This window comes from Streptomyces sp. RB17 (assembly GCF_009604455.1).
In the GTDB taxonomy this organism is placed as follows: Bacteria; Actinomycetota; Actinomycetes; order Streptomycetales; family Streptomycetaceae; genus Streptomyces.
In genome coordinates this window covers 61,731-81,988 of record NZ_WEGL01000011.1, presented here as the reverse complement: position 1 = coordinate 81,988, position 20,258 = coordinate 61,731, and the positions used below count along the sequence as shown (strand labels likewise).

Annotated in this window: 16 protein-coding genes; 4 read left to right on the top strand and 12 right to left on the bottom strand. The window is 72.0% G+C overall.

Features of this window, described 5'->3' with window-relative positions:
* Positions 1-2: 2 nt before the first annotated feature.
* The 7 genes from hydA to SRB17_RS38150 form a co-directional block, all read right to left on the bottom strand.
* Positions 3-1,406 (bottom strand): dihydropyrimidinase, encoded by a 1,404-nt coding sequence (gene hydA, locus SRB17_RS38180; RefSeq protein WP_153545731.1) that lies wholly within the window; start codon positions 1,404-1,406, stop codon positions 3-5.
* Positions 1,407-1,434: 28 nt separating this feature from the next.
* A complete protein-coding gene (locus SRB17_RS38175; protein WP_153545729.1) occupies positions 1,435-2,277 on the bottom strand; it encodes a nitrilase-related carbon-nitrogen hydrolase in 843 nt (280 codons plus the stop codon).
* Positions 2,278-2,432: 155 nt separating this feature from the next.
* Positions 2,433-3,998 carry a PucR family transcriptional regulator gene (locus SRB17_RS38170; RefSeq protein ID WP_153545727.1) on the bottom strand — a complete coding sequence of 522 codons (1,566 nt, stop codon included), beginning with the start codon at positions 3,996-3,998 and terminating at the stop codon, positions 2,433-2,435.
* Between the two features lie 24 nt (positions 3,999-4,022).
* Positions 4,023-5,306, bottom strand: coding sequence for an aspartate aminotransferase family protein (locus tag SRB17_RS38165; RefSeq protein WP_323377118.1), 1,284 nt, complete (start codon positions 5,304-5,306; stop codon positions 4,023-4,025).
* Positions 5,303-6,145, bottom strand: coding sequence for a nitrilase-related carbon-nitrogen hydrolase (locus tag SRB17_RS38160; protein ID WP_153545725.1), 843 nt, complete (start codon positions 6,143-6,145; stop codon positions 5,303-5,305). Before SRB17_RS38160 ends, SRB17_RS38165 begins: the two co-directional genes overlap by 4 nt.
* A gap of 206 nt (positions 6,146-6,351) precedes the next feature.
* Entirely contained in the window at positions 6,352-8,379 is a 2,028-nt protein-coding gene (locus SRB17_RS38155) for a hypothetical protein (RefSeq protein WP_153545723.1), read from the bottom strand.
* A 138-nt stretch (positions 8,380-8,517) separates the two neighbouring features.
* Positions 8,518-8,769, bottom strand: coding sequence for a helix-turn-helix domain-containing protein (locus SRB17_RS38150; protein ID WP_153545721.1), 252 nt, complete (start codon positions 8,767-8,769; stop codon positions 8,518-8,520).
* Positions 8,770-8,830: 61 nt separating this feature from the next.
* Here SRB17_RS38150 and map point away from each other — a divergent pair, with 61 nt between their 5' ends.
* Together map and SRB17_RS38140 are read left to right on the top strand one after the other, a co-directional pair.
* Positions 8,831-9,607, top strand: a complete 777-nt coding sequence (gene map, locus SRB17_RS38145; protein WP_153545719.1) for a type I methionyl aminopeptidase — start codon at positions 8,831-8,833, stop codon at positions 9,605-9,607.
* Positions 9,608-9,804: 197 nt separating this feature from the next.
* On the top strand, positions 9,805-12,348 hold the full coding sequence (locus SRB17_RS38140; protein WP_153545717.1) for an ATP-dependent Clp protease ATP-binding subunit: 2,544 nt from the start codon (positions 9,805-9,807) through the stop codon (positions 12,346-12,348).
* Positions 12,349-12,369: 21 nt separating this feature from the next.
* On the opposite strand, the gene ggt is transcribed toward SRB17_RS38140, so the two are convergent.
* Entirely contained in the window at positions 12,370-14,172 is a 1,803-nt protein-coding gene (gene ggt, locus SRB17_RS38135) for a gamma-glutamyltransferase (protein WP_153545715.1), read from the bottom strand.
* Between the two features lie 163 nt (positions 14,173-14,335).
* On the opposite strand from ggt, the gene SRB17_RS38130 reads away from it, so the two are divergent.
* Both SRB17_RS38130 and SRB17_RS38125 read left to right on the top strand, forming a co-directional pair.
* Positions 14,336-15,079 (top strand): hypothetical protein, encoded by a 744-nt coding sequence (locus tag SRB17_RS38130; protein WP_153545713.1) that lies wholly within the window; start codon positions 14,336-14,338, stop codon positions 15,077-15,079.
* Positions 15,080-15,187: 108 nt separating this feature from the next.
* Positions 15,188-16,810 (top strand): CocE/NonD family hydrolase, encoded by a 1,623-nt coding sequence (locus SRB17_RS38125; RefSeq protein WP_153545711.1) that lies wholly within the window; start codon positions 15,188-15,190, stop codon positions 16,808-16,810.
* Between the two features lie 201 nt (positions 16,811-17,011).
* On the opposite strand, the gene SRB17_RS38120 is transcribed toward SRB17_RS38125, so the two are convergent.
* Genes SRB17_RS38120 through pcaC form a run of 4 tightly spaced genes read right to left on the bottom strand, consistent with a single transcriptional unit; the run spans position 17,012 to position 20,238 of the window.
* A complete protein-coding gene (locus SRB17_RS38120) occupies positions 17,012-17,431 on the bottom strand; it encodes a DUF6278 family protein (protein ID WP_153545709.1) in 420 nt (139 codons plus the stop codon).
* Between the two features lie 15 nt (positions 17,432-17,446).
* A complete protein-coding gene (locus tag SRB17_RS38115) occupies positions 17,447-18,226 on the bottom strand; it encodes an exodeoxyribonuclease III (protein ID WP_153545707.1) in 780 nt (259 codons plus the stop codon).
* A 35-nt stretch (positions 18,227-18,261) separates the two neighbouring features.
* Complete coding sequence (locus SRB17_RS38110; protein ID WP_153545705.1) at positions 18,262-18,897, bottom strand: MBL fold metallo-hydrolase; 636 nt, start codon at positions 18,895-18,897, stop codon at positions 18,262-18,264.
* A 51-nt stretch (positions 18,898-18,948) separates the two neighbouring features.
* The gene (gene pcaC / locus SRB17_RS38105) at positions 18,949-20,238 is read right to left on the bottom strand and encodes a 4-carboxymuconolactone decarboxylase (protein WP_323377116.1); all 1,290 of its coding nucleotides are present in this window, start codon (positions 20,236-20,238) and stop codon (positions 18,949-18,951) included.
* Between the last annotated feature and the right edge of the window lie 20 nt (positions 20,239-20,258).

Below are 20,258 nucleotides of genomic sequence, written 5' to 3'. Positions count from 1 at the left end.
GATTAGTTGAGGTACTGACAGGTGGAGCGCGGGGTGAAGGCGCCGTGCCCGGCGTGCCCGGTGTACTCCCGCTCGGTGATGACGGGTTCGCCGCGCGAGAGCACGGTCTCGACCCGGCCGGTGGTGCGCCTGCCCTCGTAGGCCGAGTAGTCGACGTTCATGTGGTGGGTCCGGGCCGACATGACCTGCTCGGCGTGCGGGTCGTAGATCACGATGTCGGCGTCGGCGCCCGGGGCGATGGTGCCCTTCTTCGGGTACAGCCCGAACATCCGGGCCGGGGTGGCGCAGGCGATCTCGATCCAGCGGCGGCGGGAGATGTGCCCGTCGACGACGGCCTGGTGCAGCAGGTCCATACGGTTCTCCACGCCCGGCAGCCCGTTGGGGATCTTGGAGAAGTCCCCGCGGCCCAGCTCCTTCTGGCCCACGAAGCAGAACGGGCAGTGGTCGGTGGAGACCACCTGGAGGTCGTTGGTGCGCAGACCCTGCCACAGCCTGGCCTGGTGTTCGCGTGGCCGCAGGGGAGTCGAGCACACGTACTTCGCGCCCTCGAAGTCCGGCTCGGCGAGGTTGTCCGTGGACAGGAAGAGATACTGCGGGCAGGTCTCGCCGAACACGTTCAGCCCCTCGTCCCGGGCCCGGGCCAGCTCGGCCACCGCCTCCATGGCCGAGACGTGCACGACGTACAGCGGGGCGCCCGCCACCTGGGCGAGCCGGATGGCGCGGTGGGTGGCCTCGGCCTCCAGCAGGGCCTTGCGGACCTCGCCGTGGTAGCGCGGGTCGGTCTCACCCCGGGCGAGGGCCTGCTCGACCAGGACGTCGATGGCGATGCCGTTCTCGGCGTGCATCATGATCAGCCCGCCGTTCTCGGCGGAGCGCTGCATGGCGCGCAGGATCTGTCCGTCGTCGGAGTAGAAGACCCCGGGATACGCCATGAACTGCTTGAACGAAGTCACGCCCTCCTCGATCAGGAGGTCCATCTCCTTGAGCGTCTCGTCGTTCACATCGGAGACGATCATGTGGAAGGCGTAGTCGATCGCGCAGTTGCCCTCGGCCTTGGCGTGCCAGGTGTCCAGACCCTCGCGCAGGGTGTGGCCGACGCTCTGCACGGCGAAGTCGACGATCGTGGTCGTACCGCCCCAGGCGGCGGCCCGGGTGCCGGTCTCGAAGGTGTCGGAGGCGAAGGTGCCGCCGAACGGCAGCTCCATGTGGGTGTGCGCGTCGACGCCGCCGGGGATGACGTACTTCCCGGTGGCGTCGACGACCCGGTCGGCGCCGAACGCCTCGGCGGCGCGGGTCCCGGAGGCGGCGAGGGCGGCGACGCGGCCGTCCTCGATCAGGACGTCGGCGTGGATCTCGTCCGACGCGGTGACGACGAGACCATCACGGATGACGGTACGGCTGCTCATGCTGCTCCCTCGGTCAACTCGGTTGCGGTCAGGGTGCGGTCAGCGGTGTGTACGCCCCCGGCGCCCGGTCCCGGTAGAACTGCCAGCGGTCGCGGACCTCGCGGAGTTTGGCCAGGTCCAGGTCGCGGACGACGAGTTCGGTCTCCTTGTCGCTCGCGACCTCGCCGACGAACTGGGCCTCGGGGTCCACGAAGTAGGTCGTGCCGTAGAAGTCGTTGTCGCCCAGGTCCTCCACGCCGACCCGGTTGATCGCGCCGACGAAGTACTCGTTGGCGACGGCCGCCGCCGGCTGCTCCAGCTGCCAGAGGTAGCGGGACAGGCCGCGGGAGGTCGCCGAGGGGTTGAAGACGATCTCGGCGCCGGCGAGGCCGAGCGCCCGCCAGCCCTCCGGGAAGTGGCGGTCGTAGCAGATGTAGACGCCGATCCGGCCGACGGCGGTGTCGAAGACGGGCCAGCCGCTGTTGCCCGGGCGGAAGTAGAACTTCTCCCAGAATCCCTGCACCTGGGGGATGTGGGTCTTGCGGTACTTGCCGAGGTAGGAGCCGTCCGCGTCGATCACGGCGGCGGTGTTGTACAGGACGCCGGGCTGCTCCTCCTCGTACATCGGCAGCACCAGGACGATGCCCAGCTCGCGGGCGAGGGACTGGAAGCGCTGGACGGTCGGGCCCTCGGGGATCCGTTCGGCGTACTCGTAGAAGGCCTTGTCCTGCACCTGGCAGAAGTAGGGGCCGTAGAACAGCTCCTGGAAGCAGAGGACTTGGGCGCCCTGCGCGGCCGCGTCGCGGGCCGCCTGCTCGTGGACCTGGATCATGGATTCCTTGTCGCCGGTCCATGCGGTCTGGAACAGGGCGGCGCGGATCACTCGGCTCATCGGGACCTCCGGTAGCTCGGTGTGCCGTGAGCGTAGGAAGCCCGCGAGGAGGGTTCGACGGGCAGCGTGTCACGTCTGCGGGCGTCGCGCGTGCCACCGTGTCACGAATGCCGAGGCCCATGTTTCACCGCCGTATTCCCAGGTCGTCGCATGTTTCACCCCTGTTGCGCGTCGTGCGCGAGGAGCGCGATGTGCACGGAGGCCGCCTGTTCGAAGTCGTCCAGGTCGACGCCGAGGCGGGCCTGTATGGCCTCCAGGCGGCGGTAGAGCGCGGGACGGGAGACATGGTGGAGCTGGGCGGTGCGGGACTTGTTGCGGCCGGTCGCGAGAAACGTCCGCAGGACGTTCAGCAGCTCCGGTTCGGACGCGCACAGCAGCCCGTCCAGCTCACGCTCGGCGAAGGACTGCACCTGCGGGTCGTCGCGCAGCAGGCGGATCAGCCCGCGCAGGTGCACGTCCTTCAGGCGGACCACGGGCGGCAGGTCGAGGGCGGCCGAGGAGTCGGCGACGGCGTCGGCGACATGCCGGGCCTCGCGCAGCCCGGCGGGCACGTCGTCCCAGCCGGTACGGGGGTCGCTGGCCGCGATCACGGCCGGTGACCCGGCACGCAGCCGGGCCGCGAAGTGGGCGGTGAGGGCCTCGGCGTCCTGGTCGCGGGCGAGGCTGAGCAGCACGGCTGCCCGGCCGTCGGCGAGTTCGGCGACCAGCCCGGACATCCCCAGCAGGCGCAGCACACGGTCGAGTTCGTCGGCGGCGCGGCCGAGGACGACGAGCGGGACGAAGGTGCGCCGGTTGACCGGCAGCCCGGCCGCGCGCGCCCTGGGCAGCAGCCGGAAGGCCGGTACGACACCGGAGAGCAGGTCGGTCAGCAGGCCCTGCGCGGACTCCTCCTCCCAAGAGTGCGCGGAGCCGCCGCCGAGCATGCGGTGCAGGACCAGTGCCTCGGCGGCCCGGTCGGCGAGCAGCCGCCCGGTGGCCGCGTCGCCCCGGTAACCGCACAGCAGCAGCCGGCCCCAGCGTTCCCCGCGGCCGCCGAGTTCGGCGCTGATCCAGCCGCCTTCGGCCCCGGCGCCGGCCTGCCGGGCGATCCGCTCCCAGTCGCGCAGCACGTCGTCCACCGCGGACCGTTCGCCCGCGGTGGCGAGGACGCGGTGCGCGAGGTTGGTGAGCACGACCGGGCAGGCGCTGTGCCGGGCGACCTCGTCGAGCAGGCGCTGCAGGGGCGCACCGGCCGTGATCAGCGCGGTGAGTTCGGTCCGTACGGTCTCCGAGAGGCTGACGGCGGCGAACTTCCGCCGTACCAGCCGGGACTGGACCTCCTCGGTCAACTCGGCGAAGGGGAAGGGACGGTGCAGGACGACCATGGGCAGCCCGCACCGCTCGGCGGCCCGGCGCATCACCTCGGGCGGCGCAGGGAAGGCCCGCCCGAGGCCGAGCACGACGGCGGAGGCCTCCGCCCGGTGCAGCGACTGGATGTACTCGGCCTGCTTGGCCTCGTCGCCGGCCAGCAGCACACCGGTGGTGAGCACCATCTCGCCGCCGCTGAGCATCACCCCGACGTCGGCGGCCTCGGCGACGTGCACCCAGCGCACCGGCCGGTCGAGCTGCCCGGCACCGGCGACCACCTCGGGCTCCCCGGCGAGCACCCGTTCCAGGGTGAGCACCTGGCGGACGGAGAGGGCGGGTTCCCAGCCGTACCGGGACTCCAAGGCGGTTGTCATGGCCGTACACCGTTCTCTCGTTCTCTAGTGCGTGCTCCTGAGTGCCCGTTCCAGGATCGCCGCGCCCTCCTCGGCCTCCGCGACGGTGAGCGACAGCGGCGGTGCGATGCGCAGGGCGCTGGTGTTGTGGCCGCCGCCCTTGCCGATGAGCAGCCCGCCCTCGCGAGCCGCCTCCAGTACGGCGGCGGCCGCCTGCGGATCGGCCTCGTCGGTGCCCGGCTTGACCAGCTCGACGCCGATCATCAGCCCGCGCCCGCGCACCTCGCGCACGCCGGGCAGCTGGGCGGCGACCGCCCGCATCCGCTCGATGAGCAGGCCGCCGACCCGGCGGGCGTTGCCCTGGAGGTCGTGTTCGACGAGGTAAGTGAGGTTGGCGAGGCCGGCGGCCATGGTGAGCTGGGTGCCGCCGAACGTCGAAATGCTGTTGGCGTCCAGGCAGTTCATGATCTCGGCGCGGGCGATCACTCCGCCGATCGAGGAGCCGTTGCCGATGCCCTTGGCGAAGGTGACGATGTCCGGCGGGCCGCTGCGGGCGTGCGCCTGCCAGCCCCAGAAGTGGTCGCCGGTGCGGCCCCAGCCGGTCTGCACCTCGTCGGCGATCCACAGGATGCCGTGCTCCTCGAGGACCTCGCGGAAGGCGGCGTAGAGCCCGTCGGGCGGGGAGGTGAAGCCGCCGACGCCCTGAATCGGTTCGGCGATCAGCGCGGCGGGCGGCCGGGTGTGCCCGAGGACGTCCTTCAGGTCGTCGACACACGCGTCGATGAACGCGCGGTCGTCCAGCTCGGCGAACGGGCCCCGGGTGCGCACGCCGCCGTGGACGTACAGGGTCTGCAGCGGGGACAGCGAGGTGGGCGACCAGCTGCGGTTGCCGGTGATGCCCACGGTGCTGAAGGAGCGGCCGTGGTAGCTGTTGCGCATCGCCAGGATCGTGTTGCTGCGCCGGTGGGCGGTGGCGAGCAGCAGGGCGGTGTCGTTGGCCTCGGTGCCGGAGGTGGTGAAGAAGACCCGGGCGTCCGGGATGCCGCTCACCTGGGCGATGCGCTCGGCGAGTTCGACCATCGGCCGGTTGAGGTAGAGGGTCGAGGAGTGGATGATCCGGCCCGCCTGCTCGCCGACCGCCTTGGCCACCTCGGGCAGCGCGTGCGCGGTCATGGTCGTCAGGATGCCGCCGAAGAAGTCCAGGTACTTGTTGCCGGCGGAGTCCCAGACGTGGCGGCCCTCGCCGTGGGTGATCTCGATCGGCTCGTCGTAGTAGAGGGCGAGCCAGTCGGGCATGACCTGGCGGTGACGGGAGTAGAGGTCGTTCACGGCTGCACCAGTCCTTCGTAGGCGTCGGGGCGGCGGTCGCGGTAGAAGGCCCACTGCTGCCGCACTTCCTCGATCAGGTCGAAGTCGAGGTCGCGGACGAGGAGTTCCTCGGACTTGTCGCTCGCGGTCTCGCCGACGAACTGCCCGCGGGGGTCGACGAAGTAACTGGTTCCGTAGAAGTCGTTGTCGCCGTACTCCTCCCGCCCGACCCGGTTGATGGCGGCGATGAAGTACTCGTTGGCGACGGCGGCCGCGGGCTGCTCCAGCTGCCACAGGTAGGCCGAAAGACCGCGGTGGGTGGCGGAGGGATTGTAGACCAACTGGGCCCCGTTGAGCCCGAGTTGCCGCCAGCCCTCCGGGAAGTGCCGGTCGTAGCAGATGTACACACCCACCTTGCCCACGGCGGTGTCGAAGACGGGCCAGCCGAGATTGCCGGGCTTGAAGTAGTACTTCTCCCAGAAGCCCTTGACCTGCGGGATGTGGTGCTTGCGGTACTTGCCGAGGTAGGTCCCGTCGGCGTCGATCACGGCGGCGGTGTTGTAGTAGAAGCCGGACTGCTCGACCTCGAAGACGGGAACCACGACGACCATCCCGGTCTCGCGCGCGAGGGCCTGCATCCGCCGCACGGTCGGCCCGTCGGGCACCGGCTCGGCCCAGCGGTAGTGCTCGGGCTCCTGGACCTGGCAGAAATAGGGCGAGTTGAAGACTTCCTGGAACCCGATGACCCTGGCACCCTGCCGGGCCGCCGCACGGGCGTGCTCCTCGTGTTTCGCCACCATGGACTCGGTGTCGCCGGTCCAGGTGGCCTGGACCAGGGCGGCTCGTACGACGTTGGCCATGAGCTGCTCCTTCGACGGGACCGTCAGAGCCTCTACGCCCGTAGAGGAGGCCGTAGAGGGACGAAAGTAAGCCTCCGGGAGGCCCTTGCCAAGACCATCGTCGTCAACCCGCGGAGTCGATCACGTTTCACACTCCTGTGGGTGAGCGAGGACGTCACTCGAAGGGGTGAAACGGAGCATACCGGGACAAGGTGAGGGATGGCCGGTCACGTCGCGTGTCCAGCCACCCGCAGGGCGTGCACGAGATCCCAGTGCCGCTCGTCGGAGACGCCCTGCGCGGCGTTCAGCAGCAGCGGCACCAGCCGGGACGGATCGGGTACGACACTCCGGGCGGCCTCCTCCGCCGTACGGACCCGCACACAGGCGTCGAGCAGCGCCTCCGCCTCCCGTCGGCGCCCCTCCTCCTCCAGCCGCAGCACGGCCGTGCCGATCTGTTCCGCCGGACGGTCCACGCCCTGCCGCAGCATCTGCCGCCCGTCGGCCTCCCGTCCGGCTGCGGTGAGCGCGTCGGCGGCGGCGACCAGGCGCTCCGCGGGCAGCGAGGCGGTCTCCCACAGCAGCGTCGCCCAGTCGGCGCCGAGCCCGGCGCGGTGCAGCGCGTCGGCGAGCGCCGGGAACCGCGCGACGGGGCCCTGCACGACCTCGACGAGCAGCGCATGCGCCTCCCCGCTACGCCCTTCGGCCCTGAGCCGCGCGAGCCGCTCCACGACCCCGGCCACCGCCGCCCCCGCCTCGGCGTCCACCACCTCGACGGGGGCCACCGCGACCTCGCCCTCCTGCCCGACCCCGGCGAACCGCGCCCCACGCGGAGTACGCCGCGCGGGCACCTCCGGCACGACCACCTGCGGCGCCCCGACCACACCGGCCGCGTCCCCCTCCACCCCCATCCCGGCGAACCGGGCACTGCCCCGGCGACGTTTGCGGGACTTGGCGGTGGCATCAGGAGTCGCGGGCGCGGCGGCTCCGGGGGGCGGGGAGGGTGGGGTGGCGGCTTGGGTGTGGGGCGGGGGCGGGGTGGTGGTACGGGGCGCGGGTGGGGTGGCCTCCCAGCCAGGTGTGGTCGCACCGGGAGCGGGCGAACCGGCTTCCGGAGGCGATGTGGTGGCGCCGGGAGTGGGCGCGGGGACGTCGAAGGTGGGGGCGTGCGGGGTGTGGGCGTGCCCGACACGAGGCGGGGCCGAAGCAGTGGTGTCCAGAACGGGAGAGGTCGCTTCCGTCGCGTGCGCGGCAGCGTCGGACAGCGGGACGTGGGGCGCGCGGGCGTGAACGGTGGACGCGGGACGGACACCGGGCGGGGCCGGGGCGGGCGCCGGGACGTAGGGCGGGCGATCGGCATCCGTGGAGCGCGGTGGCACCGCCGCGGGCTGCCGCTGCCCCACCGGGCCGGCGTCTTCGCCGGCCCACGGCGGCCCGGACTCAGCCCCGCGCAACCCCTCGGACCGCGCTCCCCGCCACACCCCTTCCCCGTCTCCGTCCGCCGAGCGGTCCTCACCATCGGCATCCCGGAAGGCCGCAGGCACCCCGGCGGACGCCACCTGTCCCGCCGCCTCCGGACCCCCGCCCTCGGCCCACCGAGGCCCCCGCACCCCCCGCCACTCCCCCTCCACCGACCGGCCCTCACCATCGGCATACCGGGAGGCCCCCGGCATGTCCTCCCGGGCCCCGCCCTCGGGCCACCACGGCCCGGGCTCGCCGGCGCGTCGCGCCGTACCCGCGGACAGCGCGCCGCGCCGGTCCAGTTCGGTCAGTCTGGCGCGGAGTTCGGCGCACCTCGCCGTGGCGCGCTCGTGGTCGTCCTGGGCCCAGGCGAGGTCGAGGCGGAGGGACGCCGGGTCGTAGGCGGCGGACGGGGTGGCCAGGAGGCGGGTGAGTTCCGACCGGCGTTCGGCGGCGTAGCGCTGTTCGCGGAGCATCACGTCGAGGCGGTCGAGCAGTGCGTCCCGCGCGCCGGGGCGGGCGTCGTACGCCGTCAGCGCGGCCCGGTACAGGGCGCGGGCCCGTTCCCGCTCGGCGGCAGCGGCGGCGGGTCCGTACGCCGTGGCGAAGTCCTCCAGCAGCGCCTCCACCACGTCCCACGGCAGCACCTCGCGACCGTCCAGGCAGGCCCGCATGCCGTCGGGGTCGCGCTGCCAGAAGACCCCGCTCCATCCGCCGCCCTGGTCCAGGCGCGCCAGCAGGCCGTCCAGGTAGCTCGCGAACTCCCGCACCCCAACGGGGAGTCGATCCACCGTCATCGCTCAGCTCCCGCCCAACCGCCGGCACTTCCGCCGGGTAGGCAACACGAGTCGTGTTACGGCGCTGCTACACAGAGTTTTCCGGGAGAGCGCGGGCACCTCATCGCGGGCCCCCGGCCGCTGCGCGGACCCGGCACCTCACACGGGCACGAGGACGCACCGCGTGACCAGCTCGTCCATCGACAGCCCGAGGACCCCGGCCAGCGCGGCCACGGTGAAGAACGCGGGTGTGGGCGCCCGGCCCGTCTCGATCTTGCGGAGCGTCTCGGCGGACACGCCCGCCCGCGCCGCGACCTCGGTCATGCTCCGGCCGCCGCGCGCCTCGCGCAGCAACTTCCCGAGCCGCTCGCCGCGTTCACGCTCTTCGGGGGTGAGAGGGGTGCGCACCATGCACCCATTCTAATACCGGCCCGGACACAGCCCCCATTAAAATACCGGTATAGTAATTGGCATGGTGGAGCTGAAGACGGACACATCGATCGACGCGATGCACGCGGCCGGCCAGGTCGTCGGGCGAGCCCTGACGGCCGTACGACACGCCGCGGACGTCGGCGTCTCCCTGCTGGAGCTGGACGAGGTGGCGCGGGAGGTGCTGCGCGAGGCCGGCGCGTCGTCGCCGTTCCTCGGCTACCGCCCCTCCTTCGCCCCCACCCCCTTCCCCGCCGTGATCTGCGCGTCCGTGAACGACGCGATCGTGCACGGCATCCCCACCCCGTACCGGCTCCGCGACGGCGACCTCGTGTCGATCGACTGCGGCGCCGTCCTGGACGGCTGGGCCGGCGACTCGGCGATCAGTTTCACGGTGGGCCGCGCGCGCCCGGCGGACCTCCGCCTGATCGAGACGGCCGAGCGGGCGCTGGCGGCGGGCATCGAGGCGGCCGTCGCCGGCCACCGCATCGGCGACATCGCCCACGCCGTCGGCCGGGTCTGCCGTACGGCCGGTTACGGCATCCCGCACGGCTTCGGCGGCCATGGCGTGGGCCGCCGTATGCACGAGGACCCCGACGTCCCGAACGAGGGGCGCCCGGGGCGGGGGCTTCCGCTGCGCCCCGGCATGGTCCTCGCCATCGAGCCCATGCTGATCGCGAGCGGCAAGGACGCCTACCACGAGGCGGCCGACGGCTGGACGCTCCGCACGTCCGACGGCTCCCGCGCCGCCCACGTGGAGCACACGGTGGCCATCACGGACTCGGGCCCCCGGATCCTCACGGCGCGGGAAGCGCCCTGACGGGGCGCGGGGCTCGATGTGCGGCTCCGCCGCGTGGGCGCGAGCGACCGCAGACAGCCCACGTCCGCCGGACGGACAGCGAGCCCCTCCCCCGCAGGCGAACATGCCCACCTCACCGGTTCGTGTCATCGTGGGCATGAACAGCCCCCACCCGGTTACCCGGCGGAGCCAGTCGTCAGCGAAGGAAGCGCATCGCCATGACCAACGGCTACCCTCCTGACCCCTTCGGTGAATTCCTGGCCCGCTTCTTCGGCGGAACCGGCGGAGCCGGCGGCGCACCTCGCCACATCGACATCGGCCGCCTGCTCAGCCAGCCGGCCCGCGAGCTGGTCAGAGGGGCCGCCCTGTACGCCGCCGAGCACGGCAGCCGGGACCTGGACACCCAGCACCTGCTGCGCGCCGCCGTGGCGGCCGAGCCCACCCGGAGCCTGCTGAGCCGGGCGGGCGCGGACCCGGACTCGCTCGCCTCGGAGATCGACGACCGGGCCGGCCCGGCCCAGCACCAGCCCGGCGAGGCGCCGCCGCCGACCTCGCTGTCGCTCACCCCGGCCGTCAAGCGCGCCCTGCTGGACGCGCACGACTTGGCGCGGGCGAGCGGCGCCGGGTACATCGGCCCGGAGCATGTGCTGAGCGCGCTGGCGGCCAACCCGGACTCGGCGGCCGGCCACATCCTGAACGCGGCCCGGTTCTCGTCCGGCTCCCTGCCGCCGGAGGCGCCGGAGGGCGGCACCCCGGTCCGTGTGGAGCGGCAGCGCGCCACCGGCACGCCGACCCTGGACAAGTACGGCCGTGACCTCACCGACCTGGCCCGGCAGGGCCGGATCGACCCGGTCATCGGCCGGGAGTCCGAGATCGAGCAGACCATCGAGGTGCTGTCCCGGCGCGGCAAGAACAACCCGGTGCTGATCGGCGACGCGGGTGTCGGCAAGACGGCCATCGTCGAAGGACTCGCCGAGCGCATCGCCGACTCGGACGTGCCGGACGTCCTGGCGGGCCGCCGGGTCGTGGCCCTGGACCTGACCGGCGTCGTCGCCGGCACCCGCTACCGGGGCGACTTCGAGGAGCGCCTGAACAACATCGTGGAGGAGATCCGCGCCCACTCCGACCAGCTGATCGTGTTCATCGACGAGCTGCACACCGTCGTCGGCGCGGGCTCCGGCGGCGAGGGCGGCTCGATGGACGCGGGCAACATCCTCAAGCCCGCACTGGCCCGGGGCGAGCTGCACATCGTGGGCGCGACCACCCTGGAGGAGTTCCGGCGGATCGAGAAGGACGCGGCGCTGGCCCGGCGGTTCCAGCCGATCCTGGTGCCCGAGCCCACGACCTCGGACACCATCGAGATCCTGCGCGGGCTGCGCGACCGGTACGAGGCCCACCACCAGATCCGGTACACGGACGAGGCGCTGGTCGCCGCAGTGGAGCTGTCGGACCGGTATCTCACCGACCGGAGGCTGCCGGACAAGGCGATCGACCTGATCGACCAGGCGGGCGCGCGGGTCCGGCTGGGTGCCCGGACGAAGGGCGCGGACGTGCGCGCGCTGGAGCGCGAGGTGGACCAGCTGGTCCGCGACAAGGACCAGGCGGTCGCGGACGAGGACTACGACAAGGCCAAGGAGCTGCGCGACCGGATCGGAGAGCTGAAGCAGCGCATCGCCGAGGCGAGCGACGACGACAAGGCCGACGAGGGGCTGGACCTGGAGGTGACGGCGGAGGCCATCGCCGAGGTGGTGTCCCGGCAGACCGGCATCCCGATCAGCCGGCTCACCCAGGAGGAGAAGGAGCGGCTGCTCGGCCTGGAGGAACACCTGCACGAGCGGGTGGTCGGCCAGCAGGAGGCGGTCGCGGTGGTCTCGGAGGCCGTGCTGCGCTCCCGTGCGGGGCTCTCGAGCCCCAACCGGCCGATCGGCAGCTTCCTGTTCCTCGGTCCGACCGGCGTCGGCAAGACCGAACTGGCCCGGGCGCTCGCCGAGGCACTGTTCGGCAGCGAGGACCGCATGGTGCGACTCGACATGAGCGAGTACCAGGAGCGGCACACCGTCTCGCGGCTGGTCGGCGCCCCGCCCGGGTACGTCGGCCACGAGGAGGCCGGTCAGCTCACCGAGGTGGTGCGCCGGCACCCGTACTCGCTGCTCCTGCTGGACGAGGTGGAGAAGGCGCACCCGGACGTCTTCAACATCCTGCTGCAGGTCCTGGACGACGGCCGGCTGACCGACTCCCAGGGCCGCACGGTGGACTTCACCAACACGGTGATCGTGATGACCAGCAACCTCGGCTCCGAGGCGATCATCCGGCGCGGTGCCGGGATCGGGTTCGGGCCGGGCGGCGCGGACGCGGACGAGGAGGCGCGCCGCGAGCAGATCCTGCGGCCGCTGCGCGAGCACTTCCGGCCGGAGTTCCTCAACCGCATCGACGAGATCGTGGTCTTCAAGCAGCTGTCCGGCGAGCAACTGCGGCAGATCACCGACCTGTTGCTGGAGAGCACCCGGCGGCTGCTGGACGGGCAGGGCGTCTCTGTCACGTTCACGGACGCGGCCGTCGACTGGATCGCCGAGCGCGGCTACCAGCCGGAGTACGGCGCCCGGCCGCTGCGCCGCACCATCCAGCGCGAGGTGGACAACCAGCTGTCCCGGCTGCTGCTGAACGGCACGATCTCCGAGGGCAGCCGGGTGACGGTGGATGTCACGGACGGGCGGCTGGACTTCCGCGCCCAGGGAACCCAGCCGCCCGCACCGGAGTTGTAGGCCGTACAGGCCCGCGACACGCTACGGCGCCGGGTCCACGACCATCGCCGAGCCGCCGCCGCGCCGTACCTTCTCGGCGGCGGCGAGCCACTTGCCGCCCGGCAGCCGTTGCACACCGGTCGCCGCGCCGATCTCGGGGTTGAGCGAGAAGGAGTGCCCGATGGCCTCCAGCTGTTTCCTCAGGTCACTGTTGTAGAGGGCGGGTTCGAGTTCGGTCTTGGCCGCGTTGCGCTGGCTGGCCCGCGGTGCGGCGATGGCGTCGACCAGCGGCAGATGCCGGTCGAGGAACCCGGTGAGGGTCTGCAGCACGGTGGTGATGATGGTCGCGCCGCCGGGCGAACCGAGCGCCACCACGGGCCGGTTGCTGCTGTCCAGCACGATCGTCGGGGAGATCGAGGAGCGCGGCCGCTTGCCCGGGCCCGGCAGGTTCGGGTCGTGCACGGCCGGGTTGGCCGGGGCGAAGGAGAAGTCGGTCAGCTCGTTGTTGAGCAGGAAGCCCCGGCCGGGCACGGTCATGGCGCTGCCGCCGGTCTGCTCGATGGTGAGCGTGTAGGAGACGACGTTGCCCCACTTGTCGGCCACGGTCAGATGCGTGGTGTTCTCACCCTCGTACGTCGTCGGGGCCGCCGTACCGCCCTGGCCGCAGGCCGCCGGGTGGCGCGGGTCGCCGGGGGCGAGCGGGCTGGTGAGGACCGCGTCGTCCTTGATCAGGCAGGCGCGCGAGTCGGCGTACCGCTGCGACAGCAGCTCTTTCGTCGGCACGTCCTCGAAGGCGGGGTCGCCGACCCAGCGCCCGCGGTCGGCGAAGGCGATGCGGCTCGCCTCGATGAAGTGGTGCAGGTACTGCGCCTCGCTCGCCTTGGACAGGTCGGTGTTCTCCAGGATGTTGAGGGCTTCGCCGACCGTGGTGCCGCCCGAGGAGGAGGGGGCGATGGAGTACACGTTCAGGCCGCGGTACGACGTCCTGGTGGGTGCCTGCAGCTTGGCCCGGTAGACGGCGAGGTCCTTCTCCTCCAGCTTGCCGGGGCGGGCGTTCCAGCCGGAGGCGGGGTCCACGGGCGGGTGTTCGACCGTCTTGACGATGTCGTCGCCGATGTCCCCGCGGTAGACGGCGCCGACGCCCTCGCGGCCCAGCTCCTCGTAGGTGCGGGCCAGTTCGGGGTTCTTGAGCGTGGAACCGACGACCGGCAGCTGTCCGTTCGGCAGGAACAGCTTCGCGGTGTCCGGGAAGTAGCGGAACCGGGTTTCGTTGGACGCGGTCTGCGAGCGGAAGGTGTCGTCCACCGTGAAGCCCTCACGGGCGATCCGCTCGGCCGGCTTCAGAACGGTGCCGAGCCGCTCGCTGCCCCACTCGTCCAGCGCGGTCTGCCAGGTCGCGGGTGTGCCGGGGGTGCCGACGCTCAGGCCGCTGCTGACGGCGTCGGCGAAGGACAGGGGCTTGCCGTTCTCCAGGAACAGGTCGGAGTCGGCGCTGAGCGGTGCCGTCTCGCGGCCGTCGACGGTGTGCACCGTGCGGGACTTGGCGTCGTAGTAGACGAAGTAGCCGCCGCCACCGATGCCGGCCGAGTAGGGCTCGGTGACGCCGAGCGCGGCGGCGGTGGCGACGGCCGCGTCGACCGCGTTGCCGCCGTGTCTGAGCACCTCGATGCCGGCGGCGGAGGCGTCCGCGTCGACGCTGGAGACCGCTCCGCCGTAGCCGACGGCCACGGGAACCTTCGCAGGGCTTTCGCTCTTCGTCGCGGCGGGCGGCGCCGCCGCTCCCACCGACACCAGCGCGGCCGAGACCGCCAGAACCGCAAGTTTCCGCGTGCCAGGACGCCTCATCCGCACCTCCCGTAGCGAACGTCCAGCCTAGCGCCCCAAGGGGGCGCGCGGCAGTGTTTGATAATGCGGCTACCGCCGCGTGGGCGCGACCAGCCACGACGGCGCTGCACACGATCCACTGCGCATAGCGGCACTCACAGTGCAGCGCATAGCATGCGCGGCCATGAACGACGACGTCCGCAACATCGTCCTGGGCCTGGTGGCGACCGCGATATCGGCCTCGCTGGGCTGGCTCGCCCGTACGCATCTGTGGCGCCGCAAACTGCGCCGCAAGCAGGCGTTCTTCGGGCTGCCGGACAACTCCGAGACCCTGCTGGTGGTCAACCGTGACGCGGGCGGTCCGGAACTGACGGTGACACGGCAGGATGTGTTCGCGCTGCTGGAACTCTCGGCCCTGATCAAGGACTGCCGTGCGCACGCCCGGGTCGTCGCGCACGACGCGGCACAGCAGGGCTTCGGCGAGCGCACCGAGTTCTGCCTCGGCGGTCCCGCCTCCAACCGCCGGATGGCCGCCCATCTGTCCTCGCTGCTGCCGGGTGTGCGGGTGAACACGGACGCCGAACCCGGCCCGGACCGCGGCGCCTTCCAGATCGGCGGCGAGAGCTACCGGCTCGGGAAGGGCCAGAGCGAGTACGTGCTGCTCGCCCGGCTCACCATGGGCCGGGACGCCCGCCCGGTGTTCCTCTTCTGCGGCCAGCGAGCCATCACCAACCAGGCCGCCACCCGCTATCTCGCCCGCCACCACGAGCGGCTGGCCCGCAAGTACGGCACCGGCTCCTTCGTGCTGCTGCTGAAGGTGGTCAACTCCCAGGCGTACGGCCCGGATGTGGTGGAGCTGGTCGCGGACGTGACGCGGGCGGCGCGCACTCCCCTGCCCGAGCCGACCTCGGCCGACACGGCCGCTTAGCGGTTCAACAAACTTTACTGGCACGTAACTTACCGACGGGTTACTTGCGGTAAGGACGTCCGGTTACCGTCGGGTCACTTTGCACTGCAACAGTTGAAGGAGTGACCCATGATTCAGGGGGTCGGCGCGAAGCGCCGTCGAACAGGGCGGTGGCGGGCGACGGACGGGCATGGTCGCACCGCTCTGCGCACCGCCGCCGCAGGAACCGTCTCGGCTGCGCTCGTCGCCGGCAGCGTCGTCGGCCTCGCGCCCGCCGCCCAGGCCGCCACCCCGGGCGTCCGGTTCGTCGACATCACCGGCGACGGCGGCACCGTACTGAAGGCGAACGTCGTCACACCCGCGGGCGCCGACGGCTCGCACAGCCACCCCCTCATCGTGCTGCCCACGAGCTGGAGCCTGCCGCAGGTGGAGTACCTGGCGCAGGCTCAGAAGCTCGCCGACGCCGGCTACGTGGTGCTCACCTACAACGTGCGCGGATTCTGGCAGTCCGGCGGCCAGATAGAAGTGGCCGGTCCGCCCGACATCGCGGACGCCTCCAAGGTCATCGACTGGGCCCTCACCAACACCCCCGCCGACCCCCGGCACATCGGCATGGCCGGGGTGTCGTACGGCGCCGGGATCAGCCTGCTCGCCGCCGCGCACGACAAGCGCATCAAGGCCGTGGCCGCGCTCAGCGGCTGGGCGGACCTGGTGAACTCGATCTACTCGGGCCGCACCCAGCACGTCCAGGCGCTGGGCGTGCTGGACGGGTCGGCCACCCTCACCGGCCGCGAGAGCCCCGAACTGCGGCAGATCTTCGACAACTTGTACTCCTCGAACCTGTCGAAGGAACAGGAGATGATCGACTGGGGGCGGAAACGTTCCGCCGCGACCTATGTCGACCAGCTGAACAGGAACGGCGCGGCCGTCATGCTCGCCAACGCCTGGGGCGACACGGTCTTCCCGGCCAACCAGTTCGCCGACTTCTATCAGAAGCTGACCGTGCCCAAGCGGCTCGAACTGCGGCCCGGCGATCACGCGACCGCCGAGCTGACGGGCCTGTTCGGGCTGCCCAACGACGTCTGGACGGACACCGAGCGCTGGTTCGACCACTATCTGAAAGGCGCCGACAACGGCATCGACCGTGAGCAGCCGGTCCAGCTGAAGTCCCGTAGCGCGGGGGGATACGAGGGCTACCCGGACTGGAAGTCGGTCGAGGCGACACGGAGGAAGTTCGCGCTCGCGGGCTCCACCACGATCCACGCCAACGTCGACTCCGGCGCGGACGGCGGGATCGTCTTCCTCTCCAGCATCCTCGACCAGGTCGCCCAGCTGCCGCCCATGGCCGCGATCCCGCTGCTGCCGCGCCGCTGGGCGGCCGTGTGGCAGTCGGAGCGGTACGGCAGCACCCAGAAGGTGCGCGGCACCGCCGGCCTGCACACCACGCTCACGCCCAGCGCGGAGAGCGGCACTCTCGTCGCCTACCTGTACGACGTGGGGCCGCTCGGCATCGGCAAGCTCGTCACGAACGCGCCGTACACCTGGCACGCGCGGACACCCGGCGAGCCGTTCGACGTCGACCTGGACCTGTTCTCCACGGCGTACGACGTACCCGCCGGGCACCGCCTCGCGATGGTGGTCGACACGGTCGACCCGCTGTACATCGAGCACAACCCGTCCGGCGCGCAGCTGACCTTCTCCTCGCCCTCGGACGACCCGTCGTACGTGTCCGTCCCGCTCGGCGAGCAGTGATCTCCGGCTGCCGCCGGACGAGCCTGGCCCGTGTGAACTGCCGCCCCCTGGGGTCTCGCAGCATGCAGAACGGCACATCTTAGTCGAGATCGGCGGCGATGAGCTGCCCGGCGGGGAGGAACTCCTCCCCGCACAACGGGGCATCCACCAGGTGTGCGTCAACCGGCCGGTACCGAAAAGGAGATGGAGGGGGACGCGGGCTCAGGTCTCGGCGATCTCCGCGTACAGCTGGGACAGCTCGGGCACGCCGCTCGCGGCCCAGTCCTGCCCGGCGCCGGTCACCTCGACCTCACGGCCCGAGGCCAGCCGTACGACGGGCTCGCCGTCGGGACGGATGAGCCAGGCGGCGCCGGGCACGGTACGCACCACGACCGTGCCCAGATACAGTCCCGCGTCGTTGCCCAGCCGGGGCAGGAACTCGGCGTCGTCGCGCCAGCGCGGGACCAGCTGGTCCAGGGCCTCCAGGGAGGCCGGGGTGTCGTCGAGGCGGACGCCGGCCCGGGCCGCCTGCGAGCGGAGCAGTTCGCACTCGGAGAGCAGCGCGGCGACCGCCTCCGGGTCGGCGGGCGGCGCCGTCTCTCCGCTCTTCTTGTGCCGGTGGCCCAGGAACGGAAGGTTCATGGACCCAGCGTGGCATCAGACGTCGAGGTCGACCACCACCGGAGCGTGATCGGAGGCACCCTTGCCCTTGCGCTCCTCGCGGTCGACGTAGGAGTCCTTGACGGCCTTGGCGAACGGTGCGTTGCCGTACACCAGGTCGATGCGCATGCCGCGGTTCTTCGGGAAGCAGAGCTGGCGGTAGTCCCAGTACGTGAACGGGTGGTCGTACTTCAGCGGGCGCGGCACCACGTCGTTCAGACCGGCCTCGCGCAGGGCGGCGAGGGCGGCGCGCTCGGCGGGGGTGACATGGGTGGAGCCCTCGAAGGCGGCCGGATCGTAGACGTCGTCGTCCGTCGGTGCCACGTTGTAGTCGCCCATGACGGCGAAGGGGCGGCTGCCCTGCGCGTCGCCGTACACGGCCGCCTTCAGGGCCTCGAACCACTGGAGCTTGTAGGCGTAGTGCGGGTGCTCCACCTCGCGGCCGTTCGGCACGTACACCGACCAGACGCGGACCGGGCCGCAGGTCGCCGAGATGGCGCGCGGCTCGGTCACGCCCTCGAAACCGGGGTCGCCGGGCAGGCCCTTGACGACGTCCTCGATGCCGACCCGGGAGAGCACCGCCACTCCGTTCCACCGGCCGGTGGCGTGGACCGCCGACTCGTAGCCCAGCTCGCGCAGCTGGTCGGACGGGAACTGCTCCTCGGCGACCTTGGCCTCCTGCAGGCACAGCACGTCGGTGCCGCTGCTCTCCAGCCAGGCCAGCAGCCTCGGGAGGCGGGCGGTGATCGAGTTCACGTTCCAGGTAGCGATGCGCATGCCTGACAACCTACCCGGAGCCACTGACAACGGACTCAGACCTCCGCCGACGCCCCCGGGGTCAGCCGCTGGTGGTCCGTGCCGCCCAGGGCGCCGATCTGGCGGTCGTAGATCGGCCGGGCCAGGTCCGTCAGCAGGGCGTCGTGGACATCGTAGGCGCGCTGCGGCCGCACCTCGCGGACGTAGTCGATGACCTCGGAGATCTTGTTCCAGGGGGCCATCACCGGCAGCATCAGCGTCTCCACCGGGTGGCTGGGGACGGTGAGGGCGTCGCCGGGGTGGAAGACCCTGCCGCCGTCGATCAGATAGCCGACGTTGGTGATCCGCGGGATGTCCGGGTGGATCACTGCGTGCAGTTCGCCGTGGACCTGCACCTCGAAGCCGGCCGCGGTGAAGGTGTCGCCGTGGCCGACGGTGTGCACCCGGCCCGGGAAGGCCGCCGTGATCCGTTCGGCGACGGACTTCAGCGTCCAGATCCGGGCCGCGGGGTTGTTCTCCATGGCGGCCCGGAGCCGGAACTCGTCGAAGTGGTCCGGGTGCTCGTGCGTGATCAGGATGGCGTCGGCACCGAGCGCGGCGTCCTCCTCGCTGAACCCGCCGGGGTCGATGACGAGCGTCTGACCGCCCTTGTCGAGGCGGACACAGGCGTGGGACTTCTTCGTGAGCTTCATGACACACCATCCTGCCGAAACGGCGGCCCGCCGTGCGCGAGGCGGCACGGCTCACTCGGCGGGCGTGGTCTCCTCCTGGACGACCTGCCGGGCCACCCGGAGCGCGCTGTGCGCGGCCGGCACCCCGCAGTACACGGCCGCCTGCAGCAGCACCTCCTTGATCTCGTCCGGGGTGAGCCCGTTGCGCAGGGCGGCCCGCGTGTGGACGGCCAGCTCCTCCAGATGGCCGCCCGCGACCAGCGCGGTCAGCGTGACGCAGCTGCGGGTACGGCGGTCCAGACCCGGCCGGTCCCAGATCTCACCCCAGGCGTAACGGGTGATGAACTCCTCGAACTCCCCGGAGAAACCGTCGGCGTCGGCCAGCGCCCGGTCCACGTGCGCGTCGCCGAGCACCTCCCGGCGGATCTTGAGCCCGGTCCCGTACCGGTCGGTCTGCGCGGCCGGCCGCGCCGGCACGGCGGCCGGGGCTATCGCGGCGACCGGCGCGGCCTGCGGCGGCACGGCCGGGAGCGGGACGGCCAGGGCCGCCGGCAGGACCGTCTGGCCGGTGTCGTACGGCTGCTGCCAGGCGGTGGAGAAGTGGTGCACCAGCAGGTCGGTGACGGCCGCCGGCTGCTCGACCGGGACCAGGTGGGAGGCGCCGGGGACGACCGCGAGCCGGGCGTCCGGAATGCCGGCGACCAGGGTGCGGGCCTCGGCGGGCCCGGTGACCTGGTCGTCGGAGCCGACGAGCACGAGCGTCGGCACGCCGACCCGGCCCAGCTCGGTCCGCACGTCGAACGCGGCGAGCGCCTCGCACGCGGCGATGTAGCAGCCCGGGTCGGTGGTGCGGACCATCTGCACCGCCCACTCGGTGATCGCCGGCTGGGCCGTGGCGAAGGAGCCGGTGAACCAGCGCTCGGGCGAGGTGCGGGCGATCGGGTCGAGCCCGTTGGTACGGACGATCACCCCGCGCTGGCGGAACTCGTCGGCGGTGCCGAACCGGGGCGAGGCCGCGACCAGCGCCAGCGAGGTGAGCCGCTCGGGGTGGCGCAGGGCCAGCTCGATGCCGAGGGCACCGCCGAGCGCACAGCCCGCGTAGCCGAACCGCTGCACGCCGAGCGAGTCCAGCATGGCCAGCAGCCGGCCGGCCAGCTCGGCGACGGACCCGGCCGGGCGGGCCGGGGCACCGCCGTGCCCGGGCAGGTCGAACCGCAGGACCCGCCACTGCCTGGTCAGCTCCGGCACCTGGCGGTCCCACATGTGCCATGTGGTACCCAGTGAGGGACCCAAGATCAGGACCGGAGCGTCTTCTGGCCCGTCAAAGCGGTATTGCAGGGTGTTCGGGGGTGTCTCACTCACGCCCCAGACCCTCTCACGTC

Bases quoted from the DNA above. Each gene is read 5' to 3' on its own strand.
- hydA (WP_153545731.1), bottom strand. From the start codon at position 1,406: ATGAGCAGCCGTACCGTCATCCGTGATGGTCTCGTCGTCACCGCGTCG.
- SRB17_RS38175 (WP_153545729.1), bottom strand. From the start codon at position 2,277: ATGAGCCGAGTGATCCGCGCCGCCCTGTTCCAGACCGCATGGACCGGC.
- SRB17_RS38170 (WP_153545727.1), bottom strand. From the start codon at position 3,998: ATGACAACCGCCTTGGAGTCCCGGTACGGCTGGGAACCCGCCCTCTCC.
- SRB17_RS38160 (WP_153545725.1), bottom strand. From the start codon at position 6,145: ATGGCCAACGTCGTACGAGCCGCCCTGGTCCAGGCCACCTGGACCGGC.
- SRB17_RS38155 (WP_153545723.1), bottom strand. From the start codon at position 8,379: ATGACGGTGGATCGACTCCCCGTTGGGGTGCGGGAGTTCGCGAGCTAC.
- SRB17_RS38150 (WP_153545721.1), bottom strand. From the start codon at position 8,769: ATGGTGCGCACCCCTCTCACCCCCGAAGAGCGTGAACGCGGCGAGCGG.
- map (WP_153545719.1), top strand. From the start codon at position 8,831: ATGGTGGAGCTGAAGACGGACACATCGATCGACGCGATGCACGCGGCC.
- SRB17_RS38140 (WP_153545717.1), top strand. From the start codon at position 9,805: ATGACCAACGGCTACCCTCCTGACCCCTTCGGTGAATTCCTGGCCCGC.
- ggt (WP_153545715.1), bottom strand. From the start codon at position 14,172: ATGAGGCGTCCTGGCACGCGGAAACTTGCGGTTCTGGCGGTCTCGGCC.
- SRB17_RS38130 (WP_153545713.1), top strand. From the start codon at position 14,336: ATGAACGACGACGTCCGCAACATCGTCCTGGGCCTGGTGGCGACCGCG.
- SRB17_RS38125 (WP_153545711.1), top strand. From the start codon at position 15,188: ATGATTCAGGGGGTCGGCGCGAAGCGCCGTCGAACAGGGCGGTGGCGG.
- SRB17_RS38120 (WP_153545709.1), bottom strand. From the start codon at position 17,431: ATGAACCTTCCGTTCCTGGGCCACCGGCACAAGAAGAGCGGAGAGACG.
- SRB17_RS38115 (WP_153545707.1), bottom strand. From the start codon at position 18,226: ATGCGCATCGCTACCTGGAACGTGAACTCGATCACCGCCCGCCTCCCG.
- SRB17_RS38110 (WP_153545705.1), bottom strand. From the start codon at position 18,897: ATGAAGCTCACGAAGAAGTCCCACGCCTGTGTCCGCCTCGACAAGGGC.